The 23,358-nt window shown below is 37.6% G+C and carries 20 protein-coding genes and 1 pseudogene; 14 read left to right on the forward strand and 7 right to left on the reverse strand.

Features of this window, described 5'->3' with window-relative positions:
• Nucleotides 1–73 precede the first annotated feature (73 nt).
• A complete protein-coding gene (locus tag BTO11_RS06980; protein WP_105051929.1) occupies nt 74–1,918 on the forward strand; it encodes a DUF885 domain-containing protein in 1,845 nt (614 codons plus the stop codon).
• A gap of 243 nt (nt 1,919–2,161) precedes the next feature.
• A complete protein-coding gene (locus BTO11_RS06985) occupies nt 2,162–2,440 on the forward strand; it encodes a peptidylprolyl isomerase (RefSeq protein WP_105053684.1) in 279 nt (92 codons plus the stop codon).
• Nucleotides 2,441–2,572: 132 nt separating this feature from the next.
• Here BTO11_RS06985 and BTO11_RS06990 read toward each other — a convergent pair whose 3' ends face one another.
• Together BTO11_RS06990 and BTO11_RS06995 are read right to left on the reverse strand one after the other, a co-directional pair.
• On the reverse strand, nt 2,573–3,424 hold the full coding sequence (locus BTO11_RS06990) for a hypothetical protein (RefSeq protein ID WP_105051930.1): 852 nt from the start codon (nt 3,422–3,424) through the stop codon (nt 2,573–2,575).
• Between the two features lie 169 nt (nt 3,425–3,593).
• Nucleotides 3,594–5,555 carry a glycoside hydrolase family 3 protein gene (locus BTO11_RS06995; protein ID WP_229793334.1) on the reverse strand — a complete coding sequence of 654 codons (1,962 nt, stop codon included), beginning with the start codon at nt 5,553–5,555 and terminating at the stop codon, nt 3,594–3,596.
• Between the two features lie 241 nt (nt 5,556–5,796).
• Between BTO11_RS06995 and BTO11_RS16595 the strand changes: the two are divergent.
• The 6 genes and pseudogenes from BTO11_RS16595 to BTO11_RS07020 all read left to right on the forward strand — a co-directional run.
• A pseudogene (locus BTO11_RS16595) lies at nt 5,797–6,318 on the forward strand (glucosamine kinase nucleotide-binding domain-containing protein); the annotation flags it as partial.
• Between the two features lie 495 nt (nt 6,319–6,813).
• Nucleotides 6,814–7,725, forward strand: a complete 912-nt coding sequence (gene murQ / locus BTO11_RS16600) for an N-acetylmuramic acid 6-phosphate etherase (RefSeq protein WP_268245079.1) — start codon at nt 6,814–6,816, stop codon at nt 7,723–7,725.
• A 61-nt stretch (nt 7,726–7,786) separates the two neighbouring features.
• A complete protein-coding gene (locus tag BTO11_RS07005) occupies nt 7,787–9,025 on the forward strand; it encodes an exo-beta-N-acetylmuramidase NamZ family protein (protein ID WP_105051932.1) in 1,239 nt (412 codons plus the stop codon).
• Between the two features lie 81 nt (nt 9,026–9,106).
• A complete protein-coding gene (locus BTO11_RS07010; RefSeq protein ID WP_219846459.1) occupies nt 9,107–10,276 on the forward strand; it encodes an AlbA family DNA-binding domain-containing protein in 1,170 nt (389 codons plus the stop codon).
• A gap of 116 nt (nt 10,277–10,392) precedes the next feature.
• Nucleotides 10,393–10,866 (forward strand): hypothetical protein, encoded by a 474-nt coding sequence (locus tag BTO11_RS07015; RefSeq protein WP_105051934.1) that lies wholly within the window; start codon nt 10,393–10,395, stop codon nt 10,864–10,866.
• A 153-nt stretch (nt 10,867–11,019) separates the two neighbouring features.
• The gene (locus tag BTO11_RS07020) at nt 11,020–11,340 is read left to right on the forward strand and encodes a hypothetical protein (RefSeq protein WP_105053686.1); all 321 of its coding nucleotides are present in this window, start codon (nt 11,020–11,022) and stop codon (nt 11,338–11,340) included.
• Between the two features lie 108 nt (nt 11,341–11,448).
• Here BTO11_RS07020 and BTO11_RS07025 read toward each other — a convergent pair whose 3' ends face one another.
• On the reverse strand, nt 11,449–11,709 hold the full coding sequence (locus tag BTO11_RS07025; RefSeq protein ID WP_105051935.1) for a Txe/YoeB family addiction module toxin: 261 nt from the start codon (nt 11,707–11,709) through the stop codon (nt 11,449–11,451).
• On the reverse strand, nt 11,706–11,957 hold the full coding sequence (locus BTO11_RS07030; RefSeq protein WP_105051936.1) for a type II toxin-antitoxin system Phd/YefM family antitoxin: 252 nt from the start codon (nt 11,955–11,957) through the stop codon (nt 11,706–11,708). The genes BTO11_RS07025 and BTO11_RS07030 overlap by 4 nt, the downstream gene beginning before the upstream one ends.
• A gap of 158 nt (nt 11,958–12,115) precedes the next feature.
• On the opposite strand from BTO11_RS07030, the gene BTO11_RS07035 reads away from it, so the two are divergent.
• Both BTO11_RS07035 and BTO11_RS07040 read left to right on the forward strand, forming a co-directional pair.
• Nucleotides 12,116–12,538: a hypothetical protein gene (locus BTO11_RS07035; RefSeq protein ID WP_105051937.1), complete on the forward strand. Its 423-nt coding sequence runs from the start codon at nt 12,116–12,118 to the stop codon at nt 12,536–12,538.
• Between the two features lie 274 nt (nt 12,539–12,812).
• Nucleotides 12,813–13,457 (forward strand): cupin domain-containing protein, encoded by a 645-nt coding sequence (locus BTO11_RS07040; protein ID WP_105051938.1) that lies wholly within the window; start codon nt 12,813–12,815, stop codon nt 13,455–13,457.
• A 66-nt stretch (nt 13,458–13,523) separates the two neighbouring features.
• Here BTO11_RS07040 and BTO11_RS07045 read toward each other — a convergent pair whose 3' ends face one another.
• Complete coding sequence (locus BTO11_RS07045) at nt 13,524–14,453, reverse strand: helix-turn-helix domain-containing protein (RefSeq protein ID WP_105051939.1); 930 nt, start codon at nt 14,451–14,453, stop codon at nt 13,524–13,526.
• Between the two features lie 325 nt (nt 14,454–14,778).
• Here BTO11_RS07045 and exaC point away from each other — a divergent pair, with 325 nt between their 5' ends.
• Both exaC and BTO11_RS07055 read left to right on the forward strand, forming a co-directional pair.
• Complete coding sequence (exaC, locus tag BTO11_RS07050) at nt 14,779–16,296, forward strand: acetaldehyde dehydrogenase ExaC (RefSeq protein ID WP_105051940.1); 1,518 nt, start codon at nt 14,779–14,781, stop codon at nt 16,294–16,296.
• A 208-nt stretch (nt 16,297–16,504) separates the two neighbouring features.
• Complete coding sequence (locus tag BTO11_RS07055) at nt 16,505–17,347, forward strand: hypothetical protein (RefSeq protein WP_105051941.1); 843 nt, start codon at nt 16,505–16,507, stop codon at nt 17,345–17,347.
• Nucleotides 17,348–17,523: 176 nt separating this feature from the next.
• Here BTO11_RS07055 and BTO11_RS07060 read toward each other — a convergent pair whose 3' ends face one another.
• Together BTO11_RS07060 and BTO11_RS07065 are read right to left on the reverse strand one after the other, a co-directional pair.
• Nucleotides 17,524–19,512: an oleate hydratase gene (locus BTO11_RS07060; protein ID WP_105051942.1), complete on the reverse strand. Its 1,989-nt coding sequence runs from the start codon at nt 19,510–19,512 to the stop codon at nt 17,524–17,526.
• A gap of 335 nt (nt 19,513–19,847) precedes the next feature.
• Nucleotides 19,848–20,738, reverse strand: a complete 891-nt coding sequence (locus BTO11_RS07065; RefSeq protein ID WP_105051943.1) for a chemotaxis protein — start codon at nt 20,736–20,738, stop codon at nt 19,848–19,850.
• Between the two features lie 491 nt (nt 20,739–21,229).
• Between BTO11_RS07065 and BTO11_RS07070 the strand changes: the two genes are divergently transcribed.
• Both BTO11_RS07070 and BTO11_RS07075 read left to right on the forward strand, forming a co-directional pair.
• On the forward strand, nt 21,230–21,901 hold the full coding sequence (locus BTO11_RS07070; RefSeq protein WP_105051944.1) for a hypothetical protein: 672 nt from the start codon (nt 21,230–21,232) through the stop codon (nt 21,899–21,901).
• A gap of 107 nt (nt 21,902–22,008) precedes the next feature.
• Complete coding sequence (locus BTO11_RS07075) at nt 22,009–22,881, forward strand: alpha/beta hydrolase (RefSeq protein ID WP_105051945.1); 873 nt, start codon at nt 22,009–22,011, stop codon at nt 22,879–22,881.
• The last annotated feature ends 477 nt before the right edge of the window (nt 22,882–23,358 follow it).

Genomic DNA, 23,358 nt, shown 5'->3' on the forward strand with positions numbered 1-23,358 from the left:
CATTCATCGTTTTTACTAGTAATCTCTCAAATTTATTATTAGAGTCGTGGCAAATAATAAATATGGAACGATTATGAAATTTAAACCATTACTCCCAAAAGTATTAACGGCCACAAGTGCGGTTGCTGCTAGTGTGATCATTGCAACTACATTAACCGCTTGTCAGCCGGCTTCTGATACATCAACTTCTGGAACTGCAACAAGTTCACAGCAAGGCGTGAGTGTTCAGGATAAGTTCTTCGCTGAATTTTCAGAGTCTTTTATTGAGCAATTTTGGCAGTTAAATCCTGGTTATGCTGTGTATGTCGGTTTTTATAAATATGACAAAATATTACCTATCCCAAATGATGCGACTGCTCAAAAAGAGTTGGCGTTTTATCAACAGCAACTAGCTCTATTAAATGCTATCGACTCACAAGCATTAAGCCCTAACAATGCTAGTGATTTTTACATTTTGCAAAATCAAATTGAGTCGGCTATTTGGTCTATCACTGAATTAAAAAGTGGCCAGTGGAATCCGTCTAACTACAATGTAGCGGGGGTTTTTGGTGTCATTTTAAACACGGATTACAAACCATTAAATGACCGTTTAAAAACAATAATTGAGCGTATGGAAAATGTGCCTGCGTATTATAAAGCAGCACAACAAAACTTGACCAACCCAACGTTAACTCATACGCAATTAGCTATTCAGCAAAGCAAAGGCACGGCTGGATTATTTAATAAGTCGATTGCAGATAAAGTGGCAAGCTCTAGCTTGTCGGCAGAAGACAAAGCTCTATTTGCTCAACGTTTACAAGCCAGCTCAGCTGCGATAGATGGTTATATTACTTGGTTAGGTAATAAGGCAACTGAATTAGAAAAAAGCACAACCGCGAAAGACTTCCGCATTGGTAAAGACTTGTACGAGAAGAAATTCAAACTTGATATCTTTTCTGGCTACACAGCAAATGAGTTATTTAACAAAGCGATAAGTGAGAAAAATCGTGTTCATCAAGAGATGATCAAAATTGCGGATAACCTGTGGCCTAAGTACTTTGATGGTATTGAAAAACCACAAGATAATTTAGTGATGATCAAAAAGGTGATTGACCATATTTCGGTTAAACACGTTAAACGTGATGATTTTGTAAATAGCATCAGAGAGCAAATTCCAGAGCTGGAAGCTTTTGTATTAAAGCATGACTTAATCACTATGGATAAAGACAAGCCGTTAGTAGTAAGAGAAACTCCTGAGTATCAACGTGGTTTTGCTGGTGCGTCTATTAATGCTCCTGGGCCTTATGATGCAGAAGCAAACACATATTACAACGTGACGCCGTTGGATAACTTTAATGACGAACAAGCAGAAAGTTATTTGCGCGAATACAACCATTGGTTGTTACAAGTGCTTAATATTCATGAAGCAGTGCCAGGACATTACACCCAGTTAGTACATAGCAATAAATCAAAGAGCTTAGTTAAGTCTATCTTTGGTAACGGCGCTATGGTTGAAGGTTGGGCGGTTTATACTGAACGCATGATGTTAGAGGAAGGTTACGGTGATAATGAGCCAGAGTTATGGTTAATGTATTACAAATGGAACCTACGCGTGATCATGAACTCTATTTTAGATTACAGCATTCAGGTTAATGGTTTAACAGAAGATAAAGCGCTGGATATGATGATCAATCAAGCGTTCCAAGAAAAGTCTGAAGCCACAGGTAAATGGCGCAGAGCTACTTTGTCGCAAGTACAGTTAACCAGTTACTTCACCGGTTACTCTGAAATTTATCAGTTACGTGAAGACTTAAAACAAGCCACTGGCGATAAGTTTAACTTAAAAGAATTCCACGACCAGTTCTTAAGTTATGGCAGTGCTCCAGTGCCAATTATCAGAAAGTTAATGTTTGATGATTATGTGAATTCACATAAATAACTAGTATAAGTAACTGCTGCTAATAGCGGTTTAATTAAAGAGTCACTTTCTATGAAAGGCGCGTAAAGCGCCTTTTTTATTGCTTGGATTTTACTTAAGGGTTAAATAAAGGACTAAAAAAGAGCCATGCAAAGAGCTAAACAAAGAGCTAAGCAAAGTGATAAATAAAAGCATAAATGAGAAGGTTGAGTTATTAATGTTAGGGTATAATACCGCTAGATGAAATTAGAAACAGAGGTTGATATGGCACGCGCATCGGCTTATCACATTTTGGTTAAAACCAAAGATGAAGCATTAAGTATTAAAAAGAAGTTAGATAAAGGCGACAACTTTCAAAAGTTAGCTAAACAGCACTCTACCTGTCCTTCTAGAAGAAAAGGCGGCGACTTAGGTGAGTTTGAAAAAGGCGACATGGTTAAAGCATTTGACGATGTGGTTTTTAAAAGACCAATCCTTGAAGTACATGGGCCTATAAAAACGCAGTTTGGTTATCACTTGATTAAAACGGTCTACAGAAGTTAATCGTTATTAATTTACGGCAATAATTTCTGCTAAATCCAGACATAAAAAAACCTACGTATTTTACAATATGTAGGTTTTTTTGTATTTACTCTTTAGCTTTCTAGCAGAGGCTATTACATCAGCCTTAGCTACTTAGAAATAACGACCAAATAAGAAGTTTAATTCTGTAAATGTGAAGTGCTGAGATGCGCTATCAGCTGTGAACTTAGTCGTTCTGATATCTGGCATATCAATGTAGCCCATTTTGATTTCACTACGGAAAAAGTACTTAGAATAACTTAACTCAAGACCTGCTTTCATATGAGTTCCCCATCCTGAAAGGTGGAAGTCGTCATGACGTTCATTTTTCAATAATGTTGCATTTGTTCTTGGTAATAAGAAACCAACACCAACACCAAATACACGAGATGCACGGAAGTTTGGAGTGAAAGCATACAATTCATCAAAATTATTAATTTCAACGTTGATGTAGTTTAAGCCGTCTGAGTGTTCAAATGCTAAAAATGATACATCGCCATCTTCATTATATTGGCCTAAGTTGAAAGATGCGTTGTCATACACGCCATCATGCTCACTGCCAACATTTACGTAACCGTCTAAGATTGCTATTTGCTCTTGATCCATGATGTATTTCATATGATCAACACCAAATGAAATTGCATAGTTATCTTTAAAGAAGTAACCAACTTTAAAGTTAGTTTGAGGTAACGTCATATCTAGTGGGTTTAAATACGGGTCAATACCAATTGCGGTAGGACGGTCAGACGCGGTCAAACCTTTTAGTGTGAAGTCGTAATTGTCGCCTTTAAAGCGTACGTCAGAGTTTGAGTAATAACCGCGATTCCAACCCCAAAATGCATACCAAGAACCTTTTTCATGGTTCCCAATTTCTGGTTTATCGGCTGCTTTATCTTCAGCTGCAACTATAGTTGGTAGCGTTAAACCAAAAACAACAAGACTGATACTGGCAAAAGTTTTAAACACGTGACACTCCACTTTTAAAAAAACGATATGATGAATGGAATAAATCCACACAAAATTAAGGGACGAATTCTACAGTACTTTTAAAAATCTGGATATAGGGTATTTACTCAAATTGTATAAATTTTGTATACAATTTCTATTTTTATATCTTTGTAATAGCGCCATTGAATTAATGCTGAGCTTTGATTTTATTCATATCTAACGAAACAGGTAAACTTCCTGTTGGCGTGAGCTTACCAGCGATAAGCTTGGCTAATGAATTATATACTGGGCTAGTTATCTCACCTGTGTTGATATCTTGATATTGGTTATAAGCGTAGGTGGCGATAATCGTGTCGGCATAAATACTATATTGTTCAGCCTCATAAGGCATTCTTAGGCTCACAAAAGTAACGGGTTTATTGAGTTGCTTTGCGTATCTTAGTAAGCTTTTTAGCTTGCTATCCAAGCGTTTTTTGTTGGAAGACAAAGAGCCAAAGGCTTTGTTAAATGCGGCCATATCATCCATTCCGCCCATCTCAGCCATGCTTTGATAAGGCGTAATACTGCCAGCTAATACGGCATTGGCTTGATTTATTTGCTTCATATCAGCGGCATCACTACTGTTTAATATTGAGCTACAAGACAGAGTTAATTTAGGTTTCACTTTTTTAATCGCCGTGGTTAGTGCCACACATTTACTTTGGTCTGGCATTAACAAATGTAATGAAGTGATCTTGGTATTTAATTTAGGGCTGCCCTTTATTAAAGTCACTGACCTGTCTGACAGCTCTTGTTCTAATTCTCTGTGTTTATCACTGGCGAGAATTTCATTGGCCTGGTCTTGGTTCGTTTTGGCTGCGTTAGGCAATTGAGACTTCAATAGGTACTTTTCTTTCACTGATAGTATTCGTTGTAGCGAGTTAAGTGTTTGCTTGGTGTCTAGTCGCTTCGAGTATATTGCTTGGTTTAACTCATTTAATAAATTGGGTAACTGAGTAATATCTTGTTTAAATCTTACTTTGAAAGGCATAAGCGCTATGTCTGCGCCAGCATTAAAGGTTTCTACGACCGCTTCGGTTTCGCTGAAAAAGGCACTTATTCCTCTCATATCAAGGGCATCGGTAATGATTAATCCTTGGTAACCCATGTCAGTACGCAGTAAGTCGGTAAGTATTTTTTTAGACATAGTGGCGGGCTTCATCATCACATCGCCCGATTTACTTAAAAAGGTGGAATTATCTAATTCTGGATATTGAATATGCGCCGTCATGATCATATCCACTTGCTTATTATCAATAGCGTATTGGAAAGGGGCTAAGTCCACTTGTTTAATTTTGTATAAGCTATGGTTCACCCTTGGTAAACCTGTGTGGCTATCGACACTCGTATCGCCATGACCGGGGAAGTGCTTGAGTGTTCCTATTACATTATGCTTTTGCATCGCTTGTAGCTGGGCTAATCCTAACTTAGCAACTGTGCTTGGATTCTCACCAAAGGAGCGAACATTAATAACCGGATTATTAGGGTTGATGTTTACATCTACGTTTGGTCCGTGGTTAACGTTAAATCCGGTTGCCGACAATTCTTGACCTAATACATCACCAACCATAGTTGCGTATTTAGTGCCGTATTTCTTATAAGTTGCGCCTATCGCCATGTTGCCACTAAACGATGTTGAGGTGGCTCTTGGTAACCGAGCAACTCGGCCACCTTCTTGATCGACAGAAATAAATAAAGGAATTTTTGAACTAGAACGAGCGGCGGCTTGCTGCAAGTCATGGGTAAGCTGAACTATTTGCGCTGTGTTTTGTAAGTTATCGCTAAAGAGAATAATACCGCCCAAGTTGCTGTTGGTGATCATATCCGCTAACTCTTGCGGTAACTTGGTCATTGGCGTTTTACATGGATTCTTATTTGGATTGCTGTTTTCCACTCTGTCGGGACAGTAATAACGTAGGTCTAACATTATTTTTTGAGCTAACGCCAGTCGGATACCTTTACTGTCAAAGTCCTGAGCGGATATTAGGTTCTTGGACGAAGGCGAGATTTCCCAGTTATTGGTAGCAGAGTCAACGTGAAAGGCAGTTACAAAGGTTGTTAATACACAAGTGATAAGTAATATTGTTTTTTGTAAGTGTAATGATTTCATTTTTTCCTTTAAACTGCTGAGCAGAAAATAAATTAGTTTGTATTTTTACTTATCGTATTAAATTCAGTTTACATGCTTCTAACAATGAATGGTTAGATTTATGATTTGAGTTTACTGACATATCATTATTTTTCCTATGTCTTTCATCACTAGTTTAAGTGCAAAACTAATTAATATATAAAATATTTTTACCAATAGTTAACAGCTAACGTAATCACAACAAAATCAGGGGCTCAATATAATGTCTGTTCAATTTATCATAGGAATTGATGGTGGCGGCACTAAAACTCATGGCCGTATTAAAGAAATTAATACTGGGACTTTTTTTGAAGTGAACGGCGGGGCATCTTCACTTAGTAATGATTTTGCATTAGCGGCTAAAACTATTTCTAACTTATTAAACCAATTGATGGGTAAATTTGTCGGTCATGCCCAATGTAAGCCAGAACATGTGTCAGTTGTTATTGGTGTTGCTGGTGGCGGCGTTGTATCTCAAGCCGATAGATTGGCGCTGGAACTACCATTTTCATTTGCCAATTTAGAAATATGTAACGATGCAAAAACTTCCTTGTTTGGTGCTAATAATGGTGAGCCTGTTACGGTTGTTGCCTTAGGGACTGGTTCCGTTGGTGCGAGATTAGACGCGGAAAACCGTGAACACTATTATGGTGGTTGGGGTTTTCCTGTTGGTGATGATGGTGGTGGTGCCAAGCTTGGTTTAAGTGCAGTGCAAAGCTTATTGCATGAACTTGATAGCCATGACGTTAAAAAAAGTCATGGCGAAGACAATGCAGAAGATCATGCCGCAGCAAATTCTGAAGCCAATTTTGAGCCGGGCCTTCCTCAGTCGAGTTCCGCACTAACAATACAGTTGTTAGAAATGATTGGGCCAAAGCCTAGTGATTTACCTGAGTGGTTAGCCAATGCAACACCTGCTAAATATGCAGCACTTTGTCCGCTGATTTTTGCTTTAGAGCCTAAATGTAAATTGGCTAAAAAACTAATTAAGCTACACGTACAACACTGCGAACAGCTCATTTTAACTAGCCGTAAAAACTCCAAAACTCCCGTTGTATTACTCGGTGGTTTGTCAGGTGTTACCTTCCCATTTTTAAGTGAGTCAGTCACTGAGTTTTGTCAGTTGGCATTAGGCACGTCACTTGACGGTGCATGTCTGTTAGCAGAGAAAAGTAGTCAAGAATTAGGTAATAAAGTTGTTAAATCGGTAACTAAAAAAGAGCCGTTAGTTAGCGATCCTGTGTTGTTACAGCAGTTAAATAACATGGTGTCAGAAGAACGTAATCCAAATTCCAAACAAATAGACTTAATGGACAGCCAAGACATCTTACGTCTTATTAATAACGAAGATAAAAATGTGCCTTTAGCGGTAGAGTTATGCATAGAGCCTATGGGTGAAGCGGTTGATCAAATTGTTAATGCGTTTAACCAAGGTGGCCGACTTATTTATATGGGGGCAGGCACCAGTGGGCGTTTAGGTGTGTTAGACGCGGTTGAATGCCCGCCGACGTTTAGTGTTTCGCCAGATCAAGTTATTGGTATTATTGCTGGTGGCGATAAGGCGATATACAAAGCGGTTGAAGGTGCTGAAGATAACGCTGAATTGGGTAAACAAGATTTAGAAAACATTAACTTTAATGACAAGGATGTTCTTGTTGGTATTGCAGCAAGTGGCCGAACACCTTATGTCATTGGTGCGCTAGATTATGCCAACCAAATGGGGGCTAAAACTGTGTGTGTAACCTGTAACCCTAATTCTGAAATGACCAAACACGCAAATATTGTTATTTGTCCTGTTGTTGGCCCTGAGGTCTTAACAGGCTCAACCCGCTTAAAATCTGGCACCGCACAAAAACTGGTGTTAAATATGTTGAGCACGGCAAGCATGATAAGAACTGGTAAAAGCTACGAAAATCTAATGGTTGATGTCAATGCGAGCAACAAAAAATTATACATGCGCGCAATTAGAATTGTCATGCAAGCAACTGAATGTAGTGCTGACATTGCAGAGCAAGCACTTAATAAAACTGACTTTAAAGTGAAGTTGGCCATTTTACATATTTTAACGGGCGTAGCGCCAAAACAAGGCGAGCTAACGTTACTGCAAAATGGCGGTTTCTTACGCAGCTCAGTTGAAGCCCTTAATTCATAAATAGCGTTTAATCTATAGCACTTTTTATCAATATCACCCTTAACAGATAATGTGGAAGCTAATGTTTAATAAAGAAAATCTAATCAATAAGTTACTTTCTTCTACATGGTCATTTTCATTGTTTTTAGTGGCAATTTTTATATTAAACGGCTGTGCGTCAAATCCAAAAGTAATCAGTCCTAGCCAGATCGGAGCGGAACAAACCGCAACTTATTTTCCTTTATTAAAAGGCAAGCGTATTGGTGTGGTGGTTAACCAAACCTCTCGTGTTAAAGACATGCACTTGGTCGACTTATTGAATAAAAATGGTTTTGATGTAAAAACCATATTTGCGCCGGAACATGGTTTTAGGGGCGACCATAGTGCTGGAGAATTAGTGAATTCTAGTATTGATGCCGCAACAGGCATCAATATAGTGTCCATTTATGGCAAATACAAAAAGCCAACAGATGAATTGATGTCGCAGCTCGACATTATTATTTTTGATATCCAAGACGTTGGTGTGCGTTTTTATACTTACATCAGTTCCATGCATTACATGATGCAAGCGGCGGCAGAAAACAATGTTGAGTTTATGGTGTTAGACCGCCCAAACCCAAATCTGCAATATATTGATGGGCCTATTTTAGAACCTGAATTCCGTTCGTTTGTCGGTATGCATCCAATTCCATTAAGCCACGGCATGACAGTGGGGGAATTAGCCAAAATGATAGTTGGCGAAGCTTGGTTGTCTATTGAGTCTAAAAAAGTTAATTTTGACTATAAGCTGAAATTAACGGTTATTCCAGTGCAAGACTATCAACGCCAAGACACTTATGTTTTACCCGTTGCACCAAGTCCTAATTTACCTAACCAGCAAGCAATAAACTTATATCCATCATTATGTTTGTTTGAAGCTACACCGGTCAGCGTTGGCCGTGGAACCGACTTCCCGTTTCAAGTGTTAGGCCACAATACGGTTATTGAACACAGTAAACTAGGTGACTTTACCTTTACGCCAAGAGTGATAAAAGGCGTGAGTAAAAACCCTAAATTGAAAGGTGTTTTATTAACCGGACAAAACCTGACTCAGACTGATATTAAAGGATTTGATCTGTCGTTATTCTTTAACTGGTATCAAGTATTTGAACAAAACAAAACCGAATTCTTCCAGCGCCCTGATTTTATGGATAAATTAGCCGGCACCGACAAATTAAGAAAAGCCATGTTAGCAGGCCAAAGTTTGGCAACCATAAAACAAAGCTGGCAAACCGATTTAACGGCATTTAAACAACAACGTAAACCGTATTTACTTTATTAAAATAAGCTAGGACTCTAAAATAAGGTAGAGCTAGGACTTTATCCTATAGTTAAGAAAACGACCCAATGGGTCGATATTAAATTGTTATATGCCATTCGAGGTTACATGCACGAAATCGTTTCAAATCTAATTTCCAAGAACTGCGAAGGTTTATGGTGGGACTTTAAGCAAAAGTTTCATGACGAACTTTATGATTTCTTACATGATATTATTTGTCTAGCTAATGTTATTCACGATGGTGAGCGTTACTTGATTTTCGGAATCTCAGATGAGCTTGATGTGGTTGGATTGGATTCTGAGAATAAAAGCTATACACAAGCTGATATTTTAGACTTTTTACGACAACAACCATTTGCGGAAAATAATGCCCCAAACATTAATTTAAAATTCATTAAATACCAAGACAAAGACATCGCAATACTTACAATTGAGAATGAGCGAGTAAAACCATATTTTTTGACTAAAGAAATCAAGTCACGAGGGAAGGTTCTACGAGCTGGAACAATATACTCTCGAGTTAGAGATACAAATACCCCAAAAGACTCTTGTGCAAACCCTCGTGATATAAAAGCAATGTGGGCTGAAAGGTTTGGCTTAGATTTACCTGCTTCAAAACGTTTTAGTTTCATTTTAGAGGATACAGACAACTGGAATTATAATGGTATTAATGTGGCGTTTTACGCGTTGGACCCTGATTTTACAATTGAAATTGGTGATACAGAATTTGAAGGTGGTCAATATTGGTGGCAAAACAGTTTAATTGAAAAACCAATAAAGTATAACTACATACTAAAATTTAAAAATACAATAATGCATGAAGTTCCTGTCGTTCATTTTCAAAATGAGAATTTATGTATTCCGTTTCCTGGTATTGAGTTTGTTACTCACCCAGAAAAACGAGATGGACTTAATGCTAGTTTTTATTGTGACCTTTTTTATTTCACAAAAGGTACTCTTCAATATTCTTTATTTTTGCACTTGAGAAAAATTGAGTCTGAAACACCTTCTTTTAGTTCGCCAATAACTAGTCAAATAAAGCCTCCAATTATTGAATTGCCGTTTTATATAGTTAATGACGACCAAGAATTAAAAGACTTAGAAATGCGTTTTCTTGAAGCATATAAAGAATTTGCTCAAAACCAAGACGAAATAGTTAAAGATAGTATTTACCAAGGTAAAATAAATGACCGTTGGCAACTGGAAAGGGTATTTTCTGAGTGGGCTTTTGAAATATTGTCTAAAAGCATATAAAAAGGCGTTTAAACGGAACATAAACAGTGGGTTACGTTTCGCTTCGCTACACATTTTAACCCACTATTTTTGACCGCTTAATGCGGCGTTATATTTTTTTAGGATATGGAGTCATCTTGGATATTGCAGAAACTATTGAAACTGAGTTAGAAATCACTTTACCAAAGCAGTATAAAGATTACCTGATTAAGAATATTACTGATTCAGGCACTGAAACAATAAATTTTATATTGAACACGGATGTGGAGTCTTTAATCTGGAGAAATGCAGGGCTCAAAAAGAAAAGCTTTGATGAAGAACTACCAAAAAAGAAAGATAATATTTTTGTATCTTTTTTTAAATACATACTAGGAATGCCGGAGAAAGGGGAAGAAATAGAGCGTGATGCTTATAAAAAGTGGTTTGAACAAAAGCGTTTTATTATTGGTTTTTTAGATAATAGCGTATTTTTTATATGTTTAAGCGATACAGACTTTAATGTATTTCAATGTGATGCGGCTACATATGAAGTAACTAAAAAGTTTGAAAGTATTGAATTATTTGACAAATATGTGAAGTCTGTCGAAAAAAGCATATACCAAGACCTTTAAACGGACAACAAACAGTTTGCTGTTTTCACTTCGTTCAACATTTTAGCAAACAATTCTTTGTCGCTTAAGGTGCCGTTAGCAGTATAAATCATGTATCGCTTATTAATTTTATCGTTGATTCTGATATCAACCTTACTTCACGGAAAAAATACTATGCTGTGGCCTCCATTGAGCGACTATAAATATACCAGTGGTCGCCAAGCAACAGAAGATGATATTAATTCCGGTGCTGCAGTATTTATGCTTCAAATCGAAGGTAAAAGTATTGGTAGACCCATTGATCTTTTAATACCCCAATATGCCGTTCATATTGATCAAGAAACGGGAGAAAGGTCTAATGTCATTGTTATACAGGCTGAAGAAAATGATGAGTCTCAAGTTATTGGTGCCATCAACATTAAAACCAATGAATATCTTGCTGCTTTAAAGTATGAATTTGAATTCTTGGGTAATCTAAAGCAAGAAACAGAGTAGTATACTGTTACCAAGAGAATAAATAGTGATTCACTTTAGTTTGTCATTTTTAGTTGCAAACGATGCAACAAGGTAGCCCAACAAAGTGTTTAGCTTATTAGCAAAGCGTTATGTGCCGTAATGGTATCGGAGCTGAGCAATCACAATGGTGTCATCTTGATGTTTATAAACAATCCTATGTTCATCGTTTATACGGCGTGACCAATACCCCGACAATCCATGTTTTAATGGTTCAGGTTTCCCAATACCTTCTTGAGGTGTTCTTTGAATATCTTTAATAAGTAAATTAATACGTTTAAGTATTTTTTTGTCGGTAGTTTGCCAGTAAAGATATTGTTCCCAAGCGTTTGTTGAAAATGTTAATTTCATTCAATCAGTTCTCTTTCAGTGCCATTGCCAGCTTCAAGCTCGGCAATAGACTCTAAAAGGTCTCTAGCATTTGCAGGGGATCTTAATAAATATGTAGTTTCCTGCATAGCGTTATAATCTTCTAGCGACATCATAACAACAGGGTCTTCACTTTTACGTGTAATTATTATTGGTGCGTGATCATTACAGACATTCGCCATTGTATTTGCTAAATTTGCTCTTGCGGCTGTGTAACTTATAGCATCCATGTGTATCTCCAAAGTGTTCATGTACGTTAATTGGTACAGTATAGTGTATGGACACATAACAAGTCACTTAAAAGGACAAATAACAGTTGGTTGTTGCTCCTTCGTCGCAAATTATAGCCAACTCCAATTTGCCCTTAACAGGGCGTTAGGACTCTAAAATGAGAATCATAATTTTATTGATAGTGCTTACACTATCTGCTTGTGACCTGATTTCTAGCTCAAGTAATATAACAGGAAGCTGGAAATCAGAAGTCGATAACGGAACAATGATCTTCCACCAAAATGGTACTTTTGAGTTACTTGACAAGGACGGTGTATCGCTCTTTGATATAAAATCCGGAGTAAAAGCTACTTGGGAAACAATCACAGAAGTTACTCCGAACCAATTGTATGTAAAAATCGAAACTAAAGATGGATTTGAGAAAATACCATTAGGCATATACAAAATCAGCAAGAGTAAGCTAATAATTCGTGAGCCAAAGACTTTTTATAATACAATTGGTGGTATTAGTTTGGGTGTTTCACGGTACGAAATGGCAAAGGATTTTTCGGGCGTATTAAGTGTTTACACTAGAATTTAGTTCCACAACCAGCCCTAACAAGCAACAAAGCCAGCTTTACTCCAAATAAACCTCCTCGTTTTTATAGATGTAACTTTGGCTTTTTAGTTAAGAAGCGTAATATTTACATCTGCTTTAAATAGTTTTTACCCAGTTGTATATAGATTTTTAATCGACTATTTATATTAATAACATTGGCCACTTGTATTAATAATTGTTTATTATCTGATGAACTATTTCATCATCAGTAACGTACTACTGGCACGCTAAAAATACGCAAAGAGACGCAAACATTATGCTTAACATGAACTTTGAACAGCACGTAGTTATCGACACCACTCAACAGCCGTGGCAACAAAGCCCTGCGCAAGGTGTGTGGCGCAAACCATTAGCCAGAGCAGAACAAGAACGTGGCCATGCAACTAGCGTGGTTAAGTATGAAGCGGGTTCTCGATTCTCTGAACATCCACACCCCAAAGGGGAAGAGATATTTGTCTTAGAAGGGATATTCTCTGATGAAACGGGCGATTATCCAGCCGGTACTTATATTAGAAACCCAGAAGGGTTTAGTCATAGTCCGTTTAGCAAAGACGGTTGCACACTGTTTGTAAAGTTATATCAATTTCAAGCCAATGACTCCGAGCAGGTCAGAATAGATACGCAACAAACCCAGTGGCTGCAAGGACAAGGCAATTTACAAGTCATGCCGTTACATAGCTTTGGCACAGAATCTACCGCTCTGGTATTTTGGCCTGCAGGTGAAAAGTTTGTACCGCATACCCATATGGGAGGCGAAGAGATTTTTGTCTTACAAGGTGAGTTTATTGACGAACATGGCCGATACCCAGCAGGCACTTGGATACGCTCTCCGCATTTAAGCCGCCATCATCCATACGTAGAACAAGATACAATTATTCTAGTGAAAGTCGGGCATATTTAATCTATGTGTCTTTGTTAATATTTTATTGCATTAGAAACTAGAAAAACAGATAACTAAAAAAACAGATCAATTTAATTGGTCTGTTTTTGTTTGGCATATTTGACTTGGCGATATGCCAAAGTGTTGTTGGAAACGTCGACTAAAGTGACTTAGGCTTTGATAGCCCAATTCATAACTCACGACGGTCACAGATTGTTTTTCTTGTAAGCGTTGGTAGGCTTTATTCATGCGGCGTTGATGTTGATATTCAAGTGGTGTGCAACCGAGTTGTAGCTTGAAGGTTTGATAAAAGCGACTGCGACTCATGCAGGCTATTTTTGCTAACTCATCTGGCTCTAAAGGTAAGGTGAGGTTGGTTTCAATATAATGTAAAACACTGGTGAGTCCGTTTGCATCTGGCGCACTTCTAGTAAAATGCAGTAAGGCGTCTCTGCCGTGATGTCTTAATATCCGAGTAACTAATTCACTCACACCAAAATCCACCAATAAATCTCGGTCAGGATCATCTTGTATATAGTGGCTGGTTAGTCGGTCTAACACTTGTTGGGTGGCTTGAGTATGAAAGGTATGTAACGGTTGGTTTGGATCTATGAACGCGCCGCTTGGTAATGAATGGGCTAGTAAATCGTTCATTCGCTCACAAATTTTAGCCACTCGTTCTTTGGATATTTCTATTGTTAAACAGGTAGTTGGCTTATTTAGTTGGGCGTCAGGAAAGTCTATAAACACTTCTTCATTGGGGGAAAGTATAAAAGATTCATGTGGGAGAAAAGGAATATCGCTCAAGTGTTGGGTATGCATTACTTTGGAACCGCTGACCATGCCACAATAGAGTAAAGACTCAGCTTTAAGGCTGATTTTTTGAGCCTGCTCATAAGTATCGTAAATACTTAATTCAGAGTGAGGGCCTGCAAAACAGACTCGGTTTTCGACCAGTTTAATGGGCGAACGTTTGTGTTGGAGCAGCGTTTTCTCCATATACGAAGAATGCTTCATCTACACCTCTTATCCAATTTTCACTTTGCTACTGATATTAATTGCTAACGGTATAATTGACCGTGAAGCGATTGATTTTTCTTGCCCCATAATCACCTTTGAATGTTTATTGGTCAATACATTTTTTCGTTAGCTTATTCACAGATGAGTTAACAACAAATTCATAATGAACATGAATTATTAAACACACTCTGTGGACGAACAAATAAACTTTGTGGACTAACAGACAAACTTTATGGACTAGCAGGCAAGTTATATTTTTTTATAGTTATTACAGTGGGTTGCAGGTTTATTCCAACTAAAAATAATAACGGAGAATATGACTATGATATATGCAAAACCGGGGAGCGAAGGTAGCCTAATTACATTTCAGGCTGAGTACGGTAACTTTATTGGTGGACAGTGGGTTGCCCCAGTAAAAGGCCAATATTTTGATAACGTAAGTCCAGTCGATGGCGAGGTATTTTGTCGTATTCCTCGTTCTACAGAAGAAGATATTAATTTAGCATTAGATGCTGCCCATGCAGCAAAAGCAGCTTGGGGGAAAACATCAGTTACAGAACGTTCTAATATGTTATTAAAAATTGCTGACAGAATTGAGCAAAATTTAGAAGCGTTAGCCGTGGCCGATACTTGGGATAACGGCAAAGGAATACGTGAAACATTGAACGCTGACCTTCCTTTAGCTGTTGACCACTTCCGTTATTTTGCCGGTTGTTTACGAGCCCAAGAAGGCACTGCTGCAGAAATAGACGAACATACAGTAGCCTACCATTTTCATGAACCGCTTGGTGTTGTTGGTCAAATAATACCGTGGAACTTCCCAATTTTAATGGCTGCATGGAAATTAGGGCCTGCACTTGCAGCAGGTAACTGTGTGGTTTTAAAACCAGCGGAACAAACGCCAGTTTCTATTCTTGAAGTAGTAAAAGTAATTCAAGATATATTACCGCCTGGCGTATTAAACGTTGTGAATGGATTTGGTAAAGAAGCTGGCCAAGCGTTAGCGTCGAGTAAGCGTATTGCTAAAATTGCCTTTACTGGTTCTACTCCTGTAGGACAAGGCGTTTTAAAATGTGCCGCAGAAAACCTTATACCTTCAACGGTTGAGTTAGGTGGCAAGTCTCCAAACATTATCTTTGCAGACATTATGCAACAAGAAGAGTCTTACATTAGTAAATGTGTGGAAGGTTTAGTTTTAGCTTTCTTTAACCAAGGTGAAATTTGTACTTGTCCATCGCGTGCCTTAATTCATGAATCAATTTACGATGAGTTTATTGCATTAGTAATTGAACGTACAAAAAGCATTAAACGTGGTGATCCGCTAGATACAGAAACACAAGTTGGTGCTCAGGCATCTCAAGCTCAATACGAAAAAATCTTAGAGTATATTGAAATTGGTAAAAATGAAGGTGCTGAGCTGCTTACCGGTGGTAATGTTGCTGAAGTTGAAGGCTTTGATAATGGTTTTTATATTGAGCCTACGTTATTCAAAGGCACAAATGATATGCGTATTTTCCAAGAAGAAATTTTTGGCCCTGTAATAAGTGTTACTACGTTTAAAGATGAAGCTGAAGCATTAGCGATTGCCAATGACAGTGAATTTGGTTTAGGTGCTGGTGTTTGGACTCGTGATACAAACCTTGCTTATCGTATGGGGCGTGGCATTGAAGCGGGTCGAGTATGGATGAATTGTTATCATCATTATCCAGCTCACTCTGCATTTGGTGGTTACAAAAAATCAGGCATTGGCCGTGAAACACATAAGATAGCGTTGGAGCATTATCAACAAATTAAAAACATGTTGGTAAGTTATGATGCAAACCCAATGGGATTCTTTTAACGAGTCGCTTAAGTTAAAGCATAAGTCTGTGATTTGAAAAAAGCCTTACTATTTTTAGATGATAAAAGTAGTGGGGCTTTTTTAATTACAGTATCTGCTAAACAAAGATGTTGGTACAATGACAAAACATGAGGGGCAAATAGCAATAAAAATGGAAGGTCATTTTGGTTATTCTCTTTAATTAATTATCAACCTTTGAGTGACATTAATGCGCAATCAAATAAAACAAAATAACGCAAGTCAGCCTGCTAAAAAACAAGCTAAATCAATGGCATGGTTGGCATCAGTAACCTTGGTTTTTAGTATCTGTGTTGGTTTTTCGTTTTCTACTTTAGCAATGGTGCCTGAAGCAGAAAACAATACCAAACAGTTGAATGACTCAGATATATCTGAGCAACAGATACGAGAGTCAGCTCTGTATTCACAATTAACCTATGTTATTGAAAACTTGCCTAAAGCTGTGTTCGTTACTGCTAGGGAAGAGTGGGCTCATGACTATGGATTAACGGAAGGTCCTGGACTACTTAATACATTTGAATACCTACGTTCTTTAGTGCCTTTTGAGTCATTACAAAATGACATGCCTATGAGTATTTTTCTGTCGGGGCCGCATTATGATGATAAATTAGTATTAACCTCAAAATACAACTTTGGTCATTACAATCCAGAGTTCGTAAAGTATTTTGGCAGCGTAGTGTCAGAGTTATTAAGCAATAAGTCATTTGTCTCGGCGACGAAACAAATGGTGGAAAAGTATGGGGTGTTACATAACTTGGCTGGCTTACAAACCATCTACCGTTTGATTGAAAAGGACCAGGCGACCTTTAATAAATTTACAACTCAATACGAGCAAAAGCGGTTAAACGGAACTTGGGTAGAAGGCAGTTATTCCTATAGCTCGAACTTGCCAGAGGAATTAAACGAACAATATTATTGGAATTGGGCTGGAACACATTACTATTTTTGGGTGAGACGCGATATTGATGGTACCAAAGAATTATGGAGTCCAATTATTGATTCAATTATTTACGCTTACACAGGTAGAGAATAAGTTAAATAACAGCTGTTTATAACCTTGTTTGTAGGAGCGCTTTTAAAAAGGTAGCTATAAACATGTGACGAAAAACAGCGACAAAAAAACAGTTATAAAAAAGCCGCTTGCTAAAAAATTAGCCGCGGCTTTTTTGTATTTTAACGTTTATTCAAAGATCAGATAAACGCAGTTAGCTATTTGTCTTTAGCAGAGAAGCTCTCTCTGAGTGAATTTACCCAAGCGCCAAACTTATGCATGACTAGATTACCTTTGCCCAATAACTCGTTCATTTCCTCTTGAAAATGCCAATCCTTTTTACTTTCTGGCTCAGGTAGCGGAGGCAGAATATGGGCAAAGTATGTTTTGTCCAATAAGCGATGTAACAAACGTTCACCAAAGAAAGGCTTGCCACTGTTAAGTGCTCTTGCGCCTTTGATCATGTTACGAATATCATACTGAGTTGGGCTAATATCAGGCACTTGCTTAGGAATATTCAATAGCTTATACACGCCAACACGCGCGCTCCTAATGGATGTTTCCATAGTGAAGATAACGTCGTTGCGCGTTTCCACAAACTGACCAACAAAGCCTAAATTAGTACAACCTTCTGGCACAGGTTTTGGTCTATCGCCTGAAGCACGAGTCATAAATTGCGCAGTAATGTAAGGCATTAATGCAGTACGAATTTTAGTGTTGGCAATAACGTCATCAAGTTGGTCGACAATATCAAGGTGAAAACAAAGCTCCTCAAGGATTTCTCTACCAGTACATTCAGCCATGGTTTTTTCAACTCGATTGCCTTTCTTATCCATAAGCAAACCGTAAACCCATATAACTAATAAGTCGTCAGGTTGCTCTGGATAATGTGGCTGGCGATTACAAGTCACGCTCAATAACCAGTTTGAATCCGTCACAGTAATAATACCGCCTGTTGCAGCTCGGCCAGAATAAAGGTCGTTCACCGCTAGAGTTTGTAACTTATCAATCAGTGGTGACGGTTTACATGTTAGCGTAGCTGACTCCCAAATAGACTGTTCAACATTGCCACAAAACTTATCAGGTTGACCAAATACCGGTGATTTTACTGCTAAGTTTTTCCATAAATCCCAACCGCTATTTTTACCCGGATCATCATTTTCACAAGTAAGAACTGGAACAGTGTCTATATCACCATAAGCAGTTTGTTCAGTCATGGAGCCATTAAGGGCAAAGACTAAATCTTGTGGTGCAACTGCAATCTGTTGCTCTTTATCACCAACAACGGTTTTGATAGCTGTCACTGTCTTTTTATCGCCAGTGAAATTAATATCAAGGTCATGGGCACAAGTATTAAACTGAAACGTAACGCCTTTATCGCGTAGGTAATTTTGCAGTGGTTTAATGAAAGTGTCGTACTGATTGTATTTAGGGAAAAGCAAAGTAGACATATCGCCAAAACCATCAATAGCGTCAAGGAAACGATGTAAATACAGTTTCATTTCTAACAAGCTATGACAGTTTTTAAAGGCAAACATGGTACGGAATAAAAACCAAAAATTAGTCTTTAAAAAACCTTCACTAAAATAATCTTCAATACTCAAATCATCTAATGTTTCTTTGCGTTTAAGTATTAGGCGGAGCACTTCCCATTGTTGGGATTTACTAAGCCCAAAGTCTTTATCATCTAAAATTTCGCCGCTGGTTTTAATTAACCGCGCTTTAGAGTAATTAGGATCGTTGTCGTTAACTAGGCGATATTCGTCAAGTACAGAATAACCGTCAGGTAGTTCAAGTGCCGGTATTTCTTGGAACATATCCCAAAGGGTATCGTAGTTCCACGTCATCTCACGGCCACCACGAATTATGTAGCCGTCTTCTGGGTTACCGAACCCGTCCATAGAGCCGCCAGCAACATCCATTTCTTCTAAAATGGTGATGTTTTTACCTGGCATATGACCGTCACGAATAAGATAAAATGCAGCTGCAAGTCCGCCAATTCCACCACCAATGATCCAGGATTTACGTTTATCTACCCCAGGTGTAGGCAAAGGCTTATGATGAGAATAAGGCGAAATATAGTCAGAAGGTGGCAAGGTGTTTAATTTTTTGTGATGCCAAAAATCTTTTGTTGCATCAGGTTCATGTTCAAACCCTTCTGGTGCAGTTGTTGGAATATCAAATCTGGAATTCATTTTTATAGACATAACGCTTTCCTTTATTAACTTTAGTGTTGTACAAAAGTACAATTTATTGCTTAAGTTAATGATGCTCCTTACAAGCAGTAACTATATTGAACTAGATCAATGTTTTGCACTGTTGTTCATACAGAGTGTTATTAATTCAGAAAGTCATTAATGCCGAAGATACGGAATGTCATTTATACCGAAGATACGAAAGGGCGAGTTATTAGCCTTTTAGCTAATGTATCGAGTAACAAGAATAGTGATAAACAAGAAATGTGCTGGAATGTGAAAAAAAGCTGGTGGCTATAAAAATGAATACTTCAGCCCAGCCCAGGCTAGGGCTGAAGTCGATGTGATTATTGTTTTTGTTTTGCGCCTTTGAGCATAGCATTAACTAGCTCTTGTGCTTCAAACTTAGTTAACGCTTGATCCGCGCCAACTTCGTTTGCACGGGCAAGGCTCATACTACTAGAAAGTGAGCTGTGTAAAATAATATAAGTACCGGCAAGTTTTGCTAGATCTCGTACTTCAAAGGCAAGTTCATAGCCATCTAATCCCGGCATTTCAATATCACTGACTAATATATCAATAGGGTTACCTTTTTCTGCACAGTCCTTCATTACCGCTAACGCATCATTACCATTTTTACAGACCTTAAATGGCACATCTATATTAGTTAATGCAGTTTCTAACTGTTTACGAGCAACGGCAGAATCATCCACTAATAAGATATGAGCGTTTTGTAATAAGCCTTTTTGTACACCTGTAATTTCAACGGCATGATCACTGTTATCTGGAAAGATTTGAGCAAGCAACAATTCAATGTCTAATAATTGAATAAGCGTATCGTCAAAACGGGTAATACCGGTAATGTAAGTTTTAGTACCTAAGTCATTTGGTGGCGGGGTGATGTCTTTCCAATTACATTCAATAATGCGTTCAATTTTTCTAACCAAAAATCCCACAGTCATACGACTACAGTCAGTAATAAGAATTACAGCGTCTTTTCTTTCTTCTTCACTTATTGCTTTATATCCAACTGCAGCAGCCATATCAATAACGGCAATTGTTCTACCACGAAAATTAGCGGCCCCAAGGACGTTGTGATCAGATTTAGGTATTTGAGTCAGAGGCTGGTAAGGAACAATCTCTTCTATCTTTAATGTGCCTAATGCAAAACTTTGAAGTTGGGTTAACTTAAAAAGTAATAAACCTTGCGATTGACTAGATGTCGACTGAGTATTCAAACCTTACCTACTTATCTATTATGGAAAACGGTGGAAACAATATATGGCTTACAGTTTTTTACAATGAAAATAAAAAACATAATAAAAACAAATGCTACTGGTCTTTAACTGCCGATTTTTCATTTTCTGTAATAATAATTGCTCGTTGAGACATGAATAATACCTTAATCAGCCCATACACAGTAACAAGTATTACAAATTAGTCGCTAATTGTAGGGTAATCCCTAAGATTATGTTTACTAACTTTTATGCGTCAATGTTAAATTTAAAGCTCAGGTTTTACCTGAGCTAGGGCAGTCATATTTTTATTTGTCAAAAGGTGAGGCTTAGCTTTTTCTTTACCACGTTCTTTATTCCCAAAGTGACAATTTCGAAACCAAAAAAAGCTGAAATTAGGGTGAAGTTAAATAGTAGAATTAGATTGAATGTCATATACATATAAACTAGCATTAACGTTCTTTTAATCAATGGTTTAAAGTGAGATTGCTGTTATGTTTGCTAAAGCTGTGAAAATGTTTTTTTATGTATTACTTTATTTTGCCATTATCAGCTTAATAGGCGTGGTTTTAGTTAATAATCAAGCACCTAGCTCAATAATGCTTACCTTTATTATCAGCGTGATCGTTTTATTTGTCCCTATATTTATTGTTATTAGCAATAAGGTTTTTAGATGGAAAGCCGAGACTAACACTCCAGTCAGCGTAGAAGAAATAGAAAAAAGACTAAGTAAATTTACCGTTAATGATTTAACCTTTACTTATGACGTGAACAAAGGTGTTTATTTACTTAGCCCTTTTGAATACACCTTAACTACGAGAAACGAAGGCAGAGTCGAAAATAAAACCGTTAAGTTTTATATAAAGCTTTGGCTAGATGAAGCAAATAAAAAAGCGACTTTTTGCGATTATTTAATTGAAACAAAAAAACAAAGGAGTTCAATCTTTTCTGTTTTTGGATCGGGGGAAACTGAACCTCAAGGAACGAACTCAATTTCCTCTTATTTTAGTATGGGAAAAATACGTCAAAAAGGAATGATCACCTTAAGCACTAGTGCCACATCATCAGATGGCGAATCTTTTAAATTCTCAACAAGTGCCATACATGAAGAGTTAATTAATCTTTTCACTAAAAATGGTTGGAGTGTTCAAGGGAAAGTGTTTTAACCTTACCTTTTTATTCCAACTACGCACTTAATTTCAAACCGACAAACTCTGAGATTAAAATGAAATTAACTTGTAACCTGTTATTTCTGCAGTGCAGTATTTTTTTTATGTTTTCAAATGTTGTGCAAGCACAAGGCCTCGAACAAAATGCAGTTGAGCAAAATAAAGTCGAAATCGCAAATAGTCATATTGTAACCATTGATTCTAAGATTTTAGGTAGAAAGTACGACTTGTTTATAAAAGTCCCTCGCGGCTATCACTCAAAAGACAATCATTCAAAAGACAATCACTCAAACAACAATAAATCCAAACACTACCCAGTGCTGTATTTAAATGACGGCCCTTACACCTTTAAAGTTGCAACAGGCGTTACTCACATGCAACCAATGGATAAAGCTATTGTGGTAGGTATATCCTTTGCTCATGGCGAGAACGGGCAATCTAGCCGGGTTAGAGATTTAACGCCAGAGGTGGATAAAAGCTGGGTGAAATATCAAACCGGTGGCGCGCCAGAGTACCTGGACTTTATTGAAAAAGAAGTCTTTGTATTTGTAGAAAAAAACTATCGAACAAACACCAAACAGAGAATTCTTGCAGGCCAGTCATTGGGCGGATCATTTGGTGCGTGGGTGTTGTTAACCAAACCAGAGTTGTTCTCTAGCTACCTATTAACCAGCCCGTCTCTTTGGTATAAAGACGAATTGATTTTTGATGTAGAACAAAAATATTATCAAAACAACAAACAGTTAAAAGCCAACATATACATAGCCACAGGCGCTTTAGAAACCCCAGAAAACGGCATGCAACAAGATATGGTCGCAGGGCACAGCAAGTTTGTTAAAAGACTACGTTCACGTGACTACCAAGGCATAAAACTAATAGATGAAGTGGTAACAGGCACAAATCATTACTCAACATTCCCCGTTGGTTTATCAAAAGGCTTAGTGTTTATTTATAAACAATTTGGTCTTATTGAGTGAGATGCTCTAGTGGGGAAAGTTAGTTTCATATTTTAAAAGATAAAAGACTGTTTCACCTGCGGCGACCATACCTTTTTCAACAGCCAAAAAGGTAGGCCAAAAAGCCGCTCCTAATCAATATTCTTATCCTCAATAAAACTAAGTTTCATCCTCAAAAACGGGATGTACATTCGTCCTTTGGTCATCTAATAAAACATCCATGTTTTGATGACATCCCATCATCCGTGATGTGAAAAACCATCCCTTATTCGACGTCCTCGACAACTGCGTCCTGCGTTGTTCTAATTACATCCATCCATGGATTAATGTCTCATATTTTGGAAAACTTATTTTATTTCGGGAATATTTAGATGGAGAGGAAAAAGCAAGAGCAGAAAAGCAAAACGAACCTGACGGTTCGTTTTTTGAATTCAAAGGTGAGTGTCATTGTTATAAATCTTAATTTAACCCTGACCCGTTTTATTCGAATTTATAGTT

It is taken from the genome of Psychrosphaera saromensis, assembly GCF_002954545.1.
Classification (GTDB): domain Bacteria; phylum Pseudomonadota; class Gammaproteobacteria; order Enterobacterales; family Alteromonadaceae; genus Psychrosphaera; species Psychrosphaera saromensis.

Bases quoted from the DNA above. Each gene is read 5' to 3' on its own strand.
- BTO11_RS06980 (WP_105051929.1), top strand. From the start codon at position 74: ATGAAATTTAAACCATTACTCCCAAAAGTATTAACGGCCACAAGTGCG.
- BTO11_RS06985 (WP_105053684.1), top strand. From the start codon at position 2,162: ATGGCACGCGCATCGGCTTATCACATTTTGGTTAAAACCAAAGATGAA.
- BTO11_RS06995 (WP_229793334.1), bottom strand. From the start codon at position 5,555: ATGAAATCATTACACTTACAAAAAACAATATTACTTATCACTTGTGTA.
- BTO11_RS07005 (WP_105051932.1), top strand. From the start codon at position 7,787: ATGTTTAATAAAGAAAATCTAATCAATAAGTTACTTTCTTCTACATGG.
- BTO11_RS07020 (WP_105053686.1), top strand. From the start codon at position 11,020: ATGCTGTGGCCTCCATTGAGCGACTATAAATATACCAGTGGTCGCCAA.
- BTO11_RS07025 (WP_105051935.1), bottom strand. From the start codon at position 11,709: ATGAAATTAACATTTTCAACAAACGCTTGGGAACAATATCTTTACTGG.
- BTO11_RS07030 (WP_105051936.1), bottom strand. From the start codon at position 11,957: ATGGATGCTATAAGTTACACAGCCGCAAGAGCAAATTTAGCAAATACA.
- BTO11_RS07035 (WP_105051937.1), top strand. From the start codon at position 12,116: ATGAGAATCATAATTTTATTGATAGTGCTTACACTATCTGCTTGTGAC.
- BTO11_RS07040 (WP_105051938.1), top strand. From the start codon at position 12,813: ATGCTTAACATGAACTTTGAACAGCACGTAGTTATCGACACCACTCAA.
- BTO11_RS07045 (WP_105051939.1), bottom strand. From the start codon at position 14,453: ATGAAGCATTCTTCGTATATGGAGAAAACGCTGCTCCAACACAAACGT.
- exaC (WP_105051940.1), top strand. From the start codon at position 14,779: ATGATATATGCAAAACCGGGGAGCGAAGGTAGCCTAATTACATTTCAG.
- BTO11_RS07055 (WP_105051941.1), top strand. From the start codon at position 16,505: ATGCGCAATCAAATAAAACAAAATAACGCAAGTCAGCCTGCTAAAAAA.
- BTO11_RS07060 (WP_105051942.1), bottom strand. From the start codon at position 19,512: ATGTCTATAAAAATGAATTCCAGATTTGATATTCCAACAACTGCACCA.
- BTO11_RS07070 (WP_105051944.1), top strand. From the start codon at position 21,230: ATGTTTGCTAAAGCTGTGAAAATGTTTTTTTATGTATTACTTTATTTT.
- BTO11_RS07075 (WP_105051945.1), top strand. From the start codon at position 22,009: ATGTTTTCAAATGTTGTGCAAGCACAAGGCCTCGAACAAAATGCAGTT.